At 59.5% G+C, this 13,476-nt stretch carries 8 protein-coding genes; 6 read left to right on the plus strand and 2 right to left on the minus strand.

All coding sequences use genetic code 11. From position 1 onward, the window contains the following. Nucleotides 1-41: 41 nt before the first annotated feature. Complete coding sequence (locus ACO6TG_RS27800; protein ID WP_422376179.1) at nt 42-1,319, minus strand: ImpA family type VI secretion system protein; 1,278 nt, start codon at nt 1,317-1,319, stop codon at nt 42-44. A gap of 91 nt (nt 1,320-1,410) precedes the next feature. Further along, nucleotides 1,411-2,127: an OmpA family protein gene (locus ACO6TG_RS27805; protein WP_422376180.1), complete on the minus strand. Its 717-nt coding sequence runs from the start codon at nt 2,125-2,127 to the stop codon at nt 1,411-1,413. A 393-nt stretch (nt 2,128-2,520) separates the two neighbouring features. Between ACO6TG_RS27805 and ACO6TG_RS27810 the strand changes: the two genes are divergently transcribed. From ACO6TG_RS27810 to tssM, 6 genes are all read left to right on the plus strand, one after another. Further along, nucleotides 2,521-4,347 carry a type VI secretion system Vgr family protein gene (locus ACO6TG_RS27810; RefSeq protein ID WP_422376181.1) on the plus strand — a complete coding sequence of 609 codons (1,827 nt, stop codon included), beginning with the start codon at nt 2,521-2,523 and terminating at the stop codon, nt 4,345-4,347. Between the two features lie 49 nt (nt 4,348-4,396). Next, complete coding sequence (locus ACO6TG_RS27815) at nt 4,397-4,993, plus strand: DUF6931 family protein (protein ID WP_422376182.1); 597 nt, start codon at nt 4,397-4,399, stop codon at nt 4,991-4,993. 24 nt (nt 4,994-5,017) lie between these two features. Beyond that, nucleotides 5,018-6,757, plus strand: coding sequence for a type VI secretion system-associated FHA domain protein TagH (tagH, locus tag ACO6TG_RS27820; protein ID WP_422376183.1), 1,740 nt, complete (start codon nt 5,018-5,020; stop codon nt 6,755-6,757). A 64-nt stretch (nt 6,758-6,821) separates the two neighbouring features. Next, nucleotides 6,822-8,156, plus strand: coding sequence for a type VI secretion system baseplate subunit TssK (gene tssK, locus ACO6TG_RS27825; RefSeq protein WP_094070535.1), 1,335 nt, complete (start codon nt 6,822-6,824; stop codon nt 8,154-8,156). Beyond that, nucleotides 8,156-9,766, plus strand: a complete 1,611-nt coding sequence (gene icmH / locus ACO6TG_RS27830) for a type IVB secretion system protein IcmH/DotU (protein WP_422376184.1) — start codon at nt 8,156-8,158, stop codon at nt 9,764-9,766. Before tssK ends, icmH begins: the two co-directional genes overlap by 1 nt. Before the next feature lie 56 nt (nt 9,767-9,822). After that, nucleotides 9,823-13,476, plus strand: coding sequence for a type VI secretion system membrane subunit TssM (gene tssM / locus ACO6TG_RS27835; RefSeq protein WP_422376185.1), 3,654 nt, complete (start codon nt 9,823-9,825; stop codon nt 13,474-13,476).

Consider the following 13,476-nt stretch of genomic DNA (forward strand, 5'->3'; position numbering starts at 1 on the left):
CTGAAAACTCTAGGGAATGTGGTCCCGGTCAATGCTCGGCGTCAGTCGTCCTCCGGTCGCAAAAACAGGTTCAGCAGGCCGGTGAAGGACCCGGAACTCATGTTCTGGGCTTCTTCGAGCAACAGGGGTATCGGGCTCGTCGGCTCGTTGGTGGTGAAATACCCCTTGACCGCACCGATGCCTTTCATCGCATCCGATCGGCTCTCGATCACCATGACGGAAAAGTCTTCAATGTTGCCGAGGTCACGATCGTCGTTCTCGTTGAGGTCGATCAGCCGATCGTTGGACAGCTGCAATCCGCTTGCGCCCAGGAGCAGGGCGACATCGTCAAACCGGCGCGGCATCAGGATTTTCAAAGCGTCGAGATAGGATTTTCCGACAAGACCGCGTGCCTCTCGGACGAGAAACAGAGCCGGGTGCGACGGTTCCCTGGACGCGAAATAATCCTCAACCGCATCCAGGATCAGCTTGGCCTGCGCCGCGTTGGCAATGTCCTGCTGTTCCATTGCCGGCTGATCTGCAGAACCGGCATCCTGCGATGTCTCTTCCTGATCCTCGCCTGCTTCGTCTTCTGGAGAAATGCGACCGAGGCGGACGTTCAGCTCTGTCGTCATTTCCTTCAGCAGCGTCGTCAGGGCGTCGTAATTGGGCGGCGCCGCTTTGGCATCCTTGAGCTTTTCGGTGCAGATGCTGGAAATTGCCTCCAGTTCTGCCGGCAGCTCTGTGAGGTCCTGCACAACTTCGTCGATTTCGTCCTGTTCCAGTTCGCCGGAGGTCAAAGCAGCTTCAATCGCACCAAGTGAAATGGTGTGTTCGTCAGGGCGCGCTGTCGCGCTTCCGGCGGCGATCTGGATGGCGCGGTAGCTTATCGGACCGGTTCGGCGGGTCTTCAGCAGCGGTGCGGCTTCAAGCGGCAGCACCACGGCTGGACGGTTGTTGAGCGCTTCCAGGGCACCAACACGCTCCATATAGCCAAAGTCGGCATCGACCGGATGGACTTCGTCCCAGTGCGCCTCAAGCAGTTTTCGGATCGTACGCACGGCATTGGCAAAGGTGTGCAATTGCCCGCCCAACAGACCGAACTGCGCCACGAAGACCAGGAGCCTGAGGTCCCTGGACTGTTTCAGAAAGCCGTCCATCTGTTTGAACAGATCTGTAAAATCTATTTCCGACCGGTCGAACTCGCTGAACCGTTCGGGCAGCATTTCCTCGCAGGAATCAAGCAGGGCGGCAAATGCGGGTTCAGTGTCATAAAGATCCGGTCCGCAACCCGCGCCGGGCGAGACTTCGGTGCCGTAAGTGTCCGGATCAAAACTCATGGATGCTCCCCAACCCGGTCCGTTGCCCAGGCCCATCTCTTATAGAATTTGCTCCGGCCGGTTGTCTGTCCGGCCGGAGAGCGCACGAGCCTTACTGCTCGAGGATAAGCTTGCTTTCGACGCGGCGATTGGCCGGGTCGTTGATGTCGGCGACCTTCGGCCGCGATTCACCATAGGCAACAGTCGTCAGTCGGCCGCGATTGACGCCGAGATTGATCAGATACTGCGTGACCGCCTGCGCACGGTCTTCTGACAGACGCTGATTGTAGCTTTCAGAGCCGATCCCGTCGGTGTGACCCTCGATAACGAATTTGGCCGCCGACAGGTCAGGATCCTGGATGGCTTTGGCGAATTCCCGGAGGTTTGCCTGTGCCGAGGTGCTCAGACGCGCTGAAGCATATTCAAAGGACACCAGCAGATTGAAAGCGTCGTCGATGGCGTTGGTTTCCGGGTCGACCACCAGGGGGGCATCGGGTGTGGCCGCGGCGCTATCCGTCTGGCCGTCCGCGTTTTCCTGGGTCACGGCAACCTGGCCGCCACCCTCTGTCGCCGCGTTCGGGTTGCACTCGTCTCTGGTGCCGATGCACAGGGCCCTTGTGGACCCTGTTGCCTTCAGCGAACGGGTCTTGAGCTGCTTGAAGTGCTGTTTGACTTCATCGGCGGAGTAAGTCGCATCCTGCGCGGCGGCCGGTGAGGAGAGGCTCACAAGACCGGCGAGCGCGACTGACAGCACTGCTGCGAATACGGCGCTACGCAATACGGTGCGGTTGGCATGGTGCCGGGTCTTGGTGTCAATGGTAGGGGTCACGATCTCAATCCTCCCTTGTGGAGTGTTCGAATGCATCATTGCATCGGGCTTCGAAATGTATCGTGCCATATCGGTGGAATATTAGTGTGGTCAAAGTCACTAAAGTGCGTTTTGATGTCAGTATGTCGTTTTGCGGAAAAGAAGCAAGAGGAGACATGGGGGAATGACGTTGCTGAGCGGGCTAATCAATTTGAAGAAAGCGTTCCTTAATAGAAGAACAGTTGGGTAAGGCGCTTGACGCATTTTCGTCAATCTAGCGAAAGGCGCTGAAAGTATTTGCAACAATTGTGTTCTTGAGCACATTATTTTTTGCGGAAACGCCATAGGTACTGAAGGAAGGCAGTTGCCAGGCTGCCACTGTCAGAAACCACAGTATTTCCGAGGAGACCTTTCGTGGCCTTAGGACAACTCAAACAGAAACAGCGGATGGCCGAACTGACGTCGGTCTTTGGCAAGGACGAGCTGTCCATTGTCTCCGTTGAATGCGACGAGGGCCTGAGCGACGATTTCGAGATTCGGTTGGAAGTCGTCAGCCAGAAGGAAGACCTGGATTTCGACCAGGCGATCGCGACACATATGACGGTCAAGGTTGTCACCAACAATGGCGACACGCGATATTTTGACGGTCTTCTCACCGATGCCAGGTGGATGGGGCACCGCGATGCCTACTACATCTATAGGCTGACACTTCGGCCCTGGTTCTGGCTGCTCACCAAGAATGCCAACTGCCGGATTTTTAAAGATAAATCCGCGCCTGACATCATTTCAGAAGTGCTCGGAGAGCATGATTTTGCGGACCACCGGAAGAAGCTGACGGAAAGTTACGATCCGATCCATTACTGCGTTCAATATCGCGAATCGGATTATGATTTTTGCCGCCGCCTGATGGAAGAGTTCGGAATCTCCTATTTCTTCGAGCACGAAGACGGCAAGCACACGATGATCCTGGCCGACGCCAAGTCGTCCTACAGCCCCATCACGGGCGATTCCACCATTCCCTTCATTCCCATCGGTGGCGACAGTCAGCGCGACGAGGAACACATCTACCACTGGATCCCGACGCGCCGGTTCCGGACGGGGAAATTCGCCGTCAACGACTACGATTTCGAGAAGCCGAGTGCGTCTCTCGAGGCGGACAGGGACGCCGGTTCGGCCTATCGCGCAGGCTCGCTTGAGCATTACGACTACCCCGGTCGTTATACGGAAAAGGACAAGGGCACGACCTTCTCCAAGATCCGTCTGGAAGCGGAACAGGCGGCCGACAAGCGCATCGAAACAGCCGGCGAGGTGCCAAGACTGTATGCCGGTGGCCTCTTCACCCTGAAAGATCATCCCCACGGGCCCCAGAACAAGGAATATCTGGTGGTGCGCGCAAGTCACCAGATCATCACCGAGCAATACAGGACCGGCGGCGGCGCTGCGCAGGGTGAAGCCTATACCGGCACCTATGACGTACTTGCGTCCGAAATTCCGTTCCGGACGCCGGCAGTCACGCGCAAGCCCAGGATCCCGGGCCCGCAAACGGCAAAAGTCGTGGGGCAAGGCGAAATCGATGTGGACGAGTACGGCCAGATCATGGTCGAATTTCACTGGGACCGCGACAAAACGCAATCGCGCCGGGTGCGCGTTGCTCAAGTGTGGTCCGGCAAGAACTGGGGCGGCATCTACATTCCGCGTGTCGATCAGGAGGTGATTGTTCAGTTTCTGGAAGGAGACCCGGACAAGCCGATCGTCATCGGAACGGTCTATAATGCCGAAAATATGCCGCCTTATTCCCTGCCGGGAGAGAAAAACAAGGCTGGGGTCAAGTCAGACTCGACGGTCGGCGGCGGTGGCTACAACGAGTTTGTGCTCGACGACACGAAGGGTCAGGAACAGATCGGCGTGCACGCGCAGAAAGACATGGACACCGTTATCGAGAACAACGAGACGCTTCATGTCAAAAACTGCCGGGACACCAAGATCGACGTCAACCGTACGGAAAAGGTTGGCGTGAACACGACCGAGAAGATCGGCATGAACTGGACGGTGGAGGCCGGAACGCTGATTGAATTCAAATGCGGTGCCAGCAAGATCACCATGACGCCCGCGTCGATTGCAATTGAATCGGTGATGATCGACGTGAAGGCATCGGCCGTGCTGAATGCGACTGGCACGCTGACAAACGTGACCGGCAGCGCGCTTCTGAAGCTGAAGGGCGGACTTGTGATGATCAATTGATGTTGCTGTTCCGGCAATGCGGCAAAACAACAAGAACGGAGTAGAGCAGATGGGATCACGTATCCGCTTTACCAAGGCAAAACAGGTTTTCGAGGCCTATCCTGGTCTCTCGGAATCGGTGAGTGAACCTTCAGGGGACATGGCTCCGGAAGAGTATGCTCTGGAACTTCAGGAAGGTGACGAACCTCTGAAGGCCATTGAATATTTCGCGCATGTGTTGCCCAAACGGGAATCGGTCTGGTGGGGCATGAAATGTGTGGCGGGCCTGGACGGTGCCAAAGACGACAATGACCGCGAGGTGCTGGCGCTGAGCGAGACCTGGGTGCGCGAAGGCGATGAAGACGCCCGCGCCGCAGTTCACGCGGCGGCTGAAGCGGCAAAGGCCGACAGCGCGGCCGTGTGGATCGGCTTTGCCGCCGGCTGGTCGGGAGGCTCCTTGTCGCCCAATCCCGATCATCGTGTTGACATGCCAGATGATCTCACGGCGAAAGCCGTCAACGCGGCTGTTCTGATTGCGCTTGGAACGCTGTCTGCTCCCGAACGCGAACAGGCCGTGAAATCTTGTTTGTCGGCGGGCCTGTCCTTTGCCAGTGGCGGGTCGATGCCGGCGGTGAATGTCGAGGCCGTATCGGCTGCTGTGCCTTAAGTCAGGTGAAGGAGATCTGCGGGAATGCGTATTACGCTCCAGATCGAAAATGTTGACCATTTGGATACCGGCGGACAGCTGTCCTACAGCTGTAGCGATCGCGGGTTCGATATTGGCCGGCATGAGCATCTGGATTGGAGTCTGCCGGACCCGCAACGTGTGATTTCGGGAAAGCACTGCGAGATACGCTTCGAAGGCGGGCAATACGTCCTCTATGACTTCTCCACCAATGGCACGTTCTTGAACGGCAGCCAGACCCGGATGGACAAGGCCCATGTTCTGCGTACGGGCGACCGCCTGATGATCGGTGACTACATTATCAAGGTGTCGCTGGAAGCCTCGGCAGGAGCTGCGTCGCACCCACAGTGGAGCGCACCGCAACCGGAACCGGTTGCCGCTGCACCTGCATGGCCGTCGACAGCGGATCCCGCCCCGCAGTCGCCTTATCCCTCAGAGCCGGGTGGTGGGCCATGGGCTTCGCCGGTGGCTGGAATGGAAGGCCGGCACGCGCCCCCTTCGGCGGCTCCCGGCATTGGCACACCGGCCGATGACGTCTGGAGCCAGCAGGGCCATGGATGGGGCAGTGCCGATCCCGCTCTCTACGATCCGCAAGCGCAGCCGATGGAACGTGAACAGGTTCGTCCTGCGCAGGCTGATCCGCTCGATCATCTGGCCCAGCAGCCGCATCTTTATCCGGAGCCGGCGAGCCCGGCAGGCCAGGAGCCAGTGCCGCCGCCGCCCGAGCCGCCTGTGTCTGCTCCGGCACCTTCTTTTCCTTCGGCTGAGATCAGCGCGGACGGCGCACCGCCCGAACCCCTTTTTAAGCTCCCGGAGATGGAAGACGCGTCGGCGCAACCCGAGCCGGTCGGTTCACCTGTAGCTGCAGTTGCAGAGCCCGAGGCAGCTGTGTCTCCGTTTCCAGAGGCAGGAGGCTGGGCAGAACCTGCACCGGCTCAGGTGGCGGAGCCACCACAAGCGCCGCAACCACCCGCTGCGGCGGAACCGGCACCAAAAGCACCAGAAGCATCAGCGCCTGTCGACCCCAAGACAGGGGGCGATGTTCTTGCCGAAGCACCCGTTCCACCAGTTGCAGCACCGGCAACACCTTCACCAGAGACCGCAGCACCGGAAGCGCCTGCGCAAGAAGTTGCAGCTCTGCCTTCGGACGTTGATATTCTGAAAGCCTTCGCAGAGGGCGCAGGCATCTCGCCGGATGTCTTGAAAGGACGCGATCCGGAAGAATTTGCACGCGAGCTCGGGGCCGTCCTCAGTGGTGTTACCGGAGACCTGATGGGTCTTTTGCAGGCCCGCAGCCAGGTCAAGGCGATGACACGGAATGTCAACCGGACCTTGATCATGCGCAGCGGAAACAACGCGCTGAAATTCTCGCCGACACCGGCCATGGCCCTGCAGACCATGCTGTCTCAGGGCGCTGAGGAAACCGGCTATCTGCCGATTTCCAAGGCCATGTCGGCCGCGTTCAAGGATATCCAGAAACACCACGTTTGGACCTACGCTGCCATGCAGAAGGCGGCCGCCCGGTTCGAGGAGACACTGTCTCCCAAGGCCATTGAGGATGAAGGGCAGGTGGCCAAGAGCACGTTCGGAAATCAGAAGGCCAAACTCTGGGAGAAGCTGGACGAGCGCTGGACATCGTTGACCAAGGCCTATGACGACGGCCTTGTGGGTGTTTTTACCCAGTATTTTACCGAAAGCTATGAAGACATGAGCAGCGACGACCTGGATGAGATGCCAGGTCGATAGACCAAAAGTTTTTTCGAGTTCACGAGCGCAAAAGCGCCGTAGGTGACAAGGGAGCAGTGCCTTTATGTCGTGGTATAGCAAGGTTGCTTGGACCGAAGGCCTGTTTTTGCGGCCGCACCACCTGCAGCAGAGCGACCGCTACGCGGAACATCTGCTGGACGAGCGGGTCCGGCTTGCCTCCGCCTATCCCTGGGGTTTTTCAGAACTCGAAATTGACCAGGATGTCGGCCAGCAGTGCCGGTTTGCGCTGCGCTACGGCCGCGGGATCTTCCCGGATGGAACAGTCTTCAATTTCCCGGCGGACGGTACGCCCCCGCCGGCAATCGACGTCCCGGAAGACGCTGCCGGGCAGATTGTCTGGCTCGGCATCCCCGAAACGACCGTCAATGCCGTCGAAGTGGCGAATGGCCGCGAGGATGCCGCCACGCGCTATGTGCAGGACCGTGAGACCATCATCGATTCCACCTCTGCCATCCGGCAGGAGGAAGAGATCGACGTGGCCCATCCGCGGCTCATGTATTCCATCCGCTCGACACCTCATCCTGGACAGGTGTGCCTGCCGGTTGCCCGGATCACGGAGATCAAGGACCGGATCGTTATCACCGATGGTGCCTTTGCGCCTCCGGTGCTGGCCTGTCACGTTCATCCGGCGGTGACTGGCTGGATCGATGCCGTGATCGGCTGGGTGGAACGCAAGCTGAGTGAACTTGCCCGCTACGCTGCCGACACTTCCGCCGGTGGCGGCCTGCAGAATTTCGATTACCTGACCCTGCAGATGCTGAACCGGACCTATCCGTTGCTGATGCATCTGCGCAAGTCGGCCTATGTTCATCCCGAGCGCGTTTATTCCGAGTTTCTGCAAATCGCCGGTGAGCTTGCGACCTTTGCGACCGAGGAGCGCCGGGCCCGCAACTATCCGGTCTACGATCACGACAAGCTGCATGACGTCTTCAAGCCGGTTCTGTCCGACATTCAGGCGTTCCTGTCTGCAGGTTACGACCGCCGGGCGATCCGCCTGCCGCTGGAGCAGCTCGCTCCGAACGCCTACAAGTCAACGGTTGTCGACCGCAACCTGTTTGCCCAGGCAAGCTTTGTCATCGAGGTTGCGGCGCGCCGTCCGCTGACCGAGATCCAGAACGAATTTCCGAAACTGTTCAAGGTCGGTCCGTTCGGGCAGATGCGGCAGATCGTTTATTCCAACCTGCCAGGCATTCCCCTGATTCACATGCCGGTGCCGCCTGCACAGATCCGGGCGCTGACGGACAGGGTCTATTTCCGCCTCGACAAGACGACGCCGCTCTGGCGGGAATTCAGTCAGGATTCAGCGGTCGGATTGCAATTTTCCGGCAACTGGCCTGACCTGCAGCTTGAATTCTATGCCATCCGGGAGGGCCGCTGATGTCCGACCAAGACGATCCCTTTGGCGTCTCTAAACGCAAGGGCAAAACCATTGTCATGCCCAATCCGGGCGGGCGCTGGAGCGAGGGTCAGTCGGCCGGGCCAACGGCGCCGCCCGGCCAGGCGCCACCACAATCCCCGCAACCGCCACCTGCACAACCGCCGCAAGCAGCCCCTCGGCCGCCGCAACAGCCACCGCCGCAAGGCGGCGCACCTGACCCTTGGCAGGGAGGCGGCGGGAAGGGGGACCCCTACGCCCCAACACCGGCCGGCTACGAATATGGGCAGCAAGCGGCCCCTGATCTCAGAACGCCGCCGCAGGCACCCGGCGCGGCTCCACCGCCACCCCAGGGAGCTGCGCCGGCTTCCGGAGCCGGACAGCTCGCACACACACCGGATATCAACCAGATCCGGGTTGCCAACCGCAATCCCATTTCCCGCGCAGCCGCACCGCTGCTGTTGTTGCTCGGCCGCCTGCACCTGACCATGACCGACGCGCAGTTCGATCAACTGATGCGGGACGTCTACAACGCCATCAAGACCTTCGAAAAAGAGCTGCGCAACGCAGGGATTACAGACGATCAGATCCGATCTGCCGCCTATGCCCTTTGCGCCACCTCCGACGATATTGTGCAGAACCTGCCATCCGCAGGCCGTCACCAGTGGACGCAATACTCCATGCTGACGCAGTTCTTCGGACAGGCTACCGGCGGTGTTGAGTTTTTCCAGTTGCTTGAGAAAGCGAAACAGGACCCTGGGCTGAACTATGGGGTCCTGGAAGTGATGCATGCCTGCCTGTCGCTCGGTTTTTACGGCAAGTATCGCGCCATTCAGGGGGGACAGCAGGGGCTGGAGCGCGAACGGCGCGATCTGCACGAAATCCTGCGCCGCGTCCGGCCACGTCCGGGAGATGACCTGTCGCCGCATTGGCGCGGGTTGGAATTGCTGCAGAAACGAACCGGATTTTCGGTGCCGATCTGGTCTATAGCGGCTATTGCAGCAGCCCTGCTTCTGGGCGGGTATGTGACCCTGATGCTGCTTCTTGCAAGCGGCAGTGAAGTGGTCGCCGGACGTGAAGTCGCACTCTACCCGACCGGACCGATCGAACTGGCCCGGGAGGGCTACCAGCCCAAACCGCCGCCCGCACCGCCGCCTCCCGAAGATGCGCCGATCGACACGGTTTCTGATCAACTGGCCGGCCTTGAGGGCGTGGAGATCTCGCAGGCCGGGCCTGCAATCCTGTTGCGGATGCGCGCGCAGTTCGATGTTGCCGCCGCCACCTTGCGGCCCGAGTTCCAGCTGTTGGTCGAACAGGTCAGCCGAACCCTCGACAAGGTGGACGGAGATATCCTGATTGTCGGGCATACGGACAGTGATCCGATCCGCAACAACCCTCGTTTTCCGACCAACTGGCACCTGTCTGTCGAACGGGCGAGTTCAGTAGCAGAGGTCATGAAATCGATCCTGCAGACGCCGGACCGTGTCGAGGTGGAGGGCCGTGGGGCGGATGAACCCATCGCACCGAACACGTCACGGGACGGCAAGGCACTCAACCGTCGGGTGGAGGTCTTCCTGAAGCCGCCGCAAGGCGGACTTGTGATCAACAATTAGCATGGGCGGATCTGGTCCGCTCAAACTCCGGGTGACCGCAGAATAAGGTTTTGTCGATGAAATTCTGGCTCGGAATAACGGCGATATTTCTTGGCGTGCTCGCGCTGGCCGCGCTGATCTGGTTCGGCGGTCCGTTCCTGGCAATTGCCGGTGTCAGGCCGCTGGAGCCTCTCTGGCTGCGTCTGCTGCTGGTGCTGCTGATTGTGCTGAGCATTGGCGGGTGGCAGGCCTGGCGCATTTACAAGCGGATTGCGGCCAATCGGGCGCTTGAGCAGGAAATTCTGCAGCCAAAGGCCAGCGAGGAAGATCTGCAGATCATGTCTGAGCGCATGAAAGACGCGCTCAAGACGCTGAAGACTTCAAGCGGCAATGCACGGACCTATTTGTACGATCTTCCCTGGTACCTGATGATCGGACCGCCCGGTTCGGGCAAGACAACCGCGCTGATGCATTCCGGTCTGAAATTCGCTGCCTCCCGTGGCAAGGGGGAGGCCCAGAAACTCGAGGGTCTTGGTGGCACGCGGTATTGTGACTGGTGGTTTGCGGAAACCGCTGTTCTGATCGACACGGCCGGCCGCTACACAACACAGGATTCTGACGAAGAGCACGACCGGGAGGCCTGGCTCGGCTTCCTGAACATTCTGCGTAAGGCGCGGCCGCGGCAACCGGTCAACGGTGTGATGGTGTCGATCAGTCTGGAAGACCTGATGACCTTGCCGGACGAGGAGTTGAAGCAGCATTCGGATGCCATCCGGGCTCGGCTCATCGAGCTCTACAAAACCCTCAAGATCGATTTCCCGGTCTATGTCGTCTTCACCAAGGCGGACACGATTGCCGGTTTCATGGAGTTTTTCGGCTCCTACCCGGAAAGCCGCCGCAATCTGGTTTGGGGAGCGACCTTTCAAACCCGTGAAAAGACCAAGAACATGGTCTCTGAAACGCCTGTCGAGTTCGATCTGCTGATCGAACGGCTGAACGAGGAGATGGCGGACCGCTTGCAGGAAGAGCCCGATCCGCGTGCGCGATTGATGCTCTATGGGTTTCCGACCCAGGTCGCGGCCCTGAAAGACAGGATCACCGGGTTCCTGAACGCGATTTTCGAGCCGAGCCGCTACTACCCGAATGCAGTCCTGCGCGGTTTCTATTTCACCTCCGGAACACAGACAGGCACAGCGATTGACCGGGTCATCGGTTCCATGAGCCAGGCCTTCGGCACGGCCTATCAGGCTGCAGCGCTCTCGGGGCAGGGAAAGAGCTACTTCCTGCGGGATCTTCTGACCAAGGTGATCATCGGCGAAGCCGGCTGGGTCACCCACAACCGGGCCGCCGTGCGCATGGCGACGGCAACACGCATTGCCGCCTATGCGGTCATAGCGCTGGTGACCCTGGGGCTTGGCAGCCTCTGGGCCGTCAGCTACTTGAACAACAAGGCACTGATCGACGAAACCGCGCAGGCAGTCGACGATATCCGGGTGAATGGCGAAACCGTCCTGTCGGAACGGGTTGTCCGGAGCGATGATCTGCTCGACACGGTCTATATCCTCAACAAGTTGCGCAGCCTGCCGGTCGGTTATGACAGCCGCAACGACCCGACGCCGATCATGGAGCAGTTCGGCCTGTCGCAGCGAGAGCGTCTGGAAGCGGCCGGTGTGACATCCTACCGGAGCGGGCTGGAGCGCCTGTTGCGCCCGCGCCTGATCCTGCGCGTTGAAGAGCAGATGGCCGACGTCCTCGACAACCGGACCGGTCCCGGTGGCGAAGATGTCGAGAAGCTCTACAATTTTGCCAAGCTTTACCGGATGCTCGCCAACGATGCGCCTGAGATCGATGAAGACCAGGTCAGGAATTCCTTGCGATCGGATTTCCTGCAGAGTTTCCCGGGACCCGCGGGCGAACCCCTGCGTCAGGCCCTCAATGCCCATGTGGCAGCAATGCTGGAGCTAAATTTCGGTGGCAATGTGCTGACCAGCCAGCTCGATGGCGTGTTGGTGGACGAGGTCCAGCGGGAACTGGCGAGGGTGAGCCTGGCCGAACGCGGCTACGCCTTGCTCAAATCGCGCGCAACAGGTCTCGCGAGTGAGGACTGGATTGCCGAACAGCGCGGTGGCCCGGATATGAAAACCGTTTTCGAAACCGAGAACGGGGACACGCTGGACACGGTCCTGGTCGACAAGTTTTTCACCTATCCTGGTTTCCACCTGTCCGTCTTGCCCAATCTGGCCGGTATTCGGGCGGAACTGGAACGCGACAAGTGGGTCTTTGGTGAAATCGGTGAAGTCGATGCTTTCGAGGATCAGTACCAGTCGCTGCCCGGTGAGATCCTGGCGCTTTATACCAAGGAATTTATCGAAGCCTGGGAAGAAGCGCTCGGCAATCTGAAATTCAAGTCGATGCGCAACGACAAGCCGCTTTACACCACGCTTCAGGCAGTGTCGGCGCCAACGTCGCCCGTCGTACAGCTGTTGGAAAGCCTGCGCCGCGAAACGCTGCTGACACAGGACCTGTCCAGCGAAGGGATAGCCGGGAACCTGACGGGCGGCAACGCTCAGGAAGCAGGTTCGGAAGCCGCCCAGAAGATCTTTCAACGCTACGTGCTGGATGCATCCGGCGGCCTGAAACGCATTGGTCTGGAAGCGGGTCTTCAGGTGCTGGCACCGGATGGTCTGCAAGGTGCGATCGGTGGTGCGACAGGCGCTGGAGGTCCGGCAATCATCCCTGGCAAGGCCATTGAGGATCATTTCCGCCGCTATCATGAACTGGTGGAAGGTCAGAATAATCGCAAGATCGATGCCCTGCTTCTGAACTTCAAGAACATTCTGGACAATCTCCTGGTCGTTGCGAATAACCCGCTGCAAAGCGAAACCGCGAACAACAATGTCCAGATCCAGGCATCGCTTCTTCGCAGCAATGCCACGCGCTTTCCGCCGCCCTTTGACACGCTTATCCAGCGCGCCGCGCGGGAATTTGACGAGGAATTCAAGGAGACCTCGATCACCCAGCTGAACGAGAAGCTCAGCACACAGGTGGTCGGGGAATGCAAACGCATCGTCGGGCGCAATTACCCGTTCGAAAACGGACGGTCCGAAGTGCCCATGACCGAATTTGCCAAGCTGTTTTCACCGTCCGGGATCATGCAGCGCTTCTTTGATGAGAACCTCAAGGGCCTGGTGGATACGTCGACGCGGCCCTGGAACTGGAAACCGGAGGTCTCACAGGCAGATCGGTTGTCCAACGCGACTTTGCGCCAGTTCGAGCGGGCGGACCTCATCAAGCAGGCCTTCTTCCCGACCGGGAACGCATTTCCGTCGGTTGGGCTGCAGGTGGTGCCCAGATCGCTGTCCCAACAGGCGGAATCGGCAAGCCTTGAAGTCAATGGCAACGTGGTGTTTGTTTCTCGAGGCGCCGGGTTCAATGCCGAAATCCAGCCGGTGCCCTCCAATTTCGACTGGCCCAGCAACACAGCGACGCCGCGCGTGGTCCTTGTGATCCAGCCGGAAGTGCCGGGCTACAAATCGCGGCAGGAAATCCACGGAGACTGGGCTTTCTACCGTTTCATCAAGGCCAACCGCGTCAGTTCGGGCCAGAACAAGTTTGTGGTCCGCAGAACGCTTGGCGGGCGGCAGGTTGCCTTCACGATAACTCTGCGAACGAAACCGAACCCGTTCTTCCTGTCGGCGGTCGGCGAGTTCAGTTGTCCGACGAGTTTCTGA

It is taken from the genome of Roseibium sp. (assembly GCF_965233565.1).
Classification (GTDB): Bacteria; Pseudomonadota; Alphaproteobacteria; order Rhizobiales; family Stappiaceae; genus Roseibium.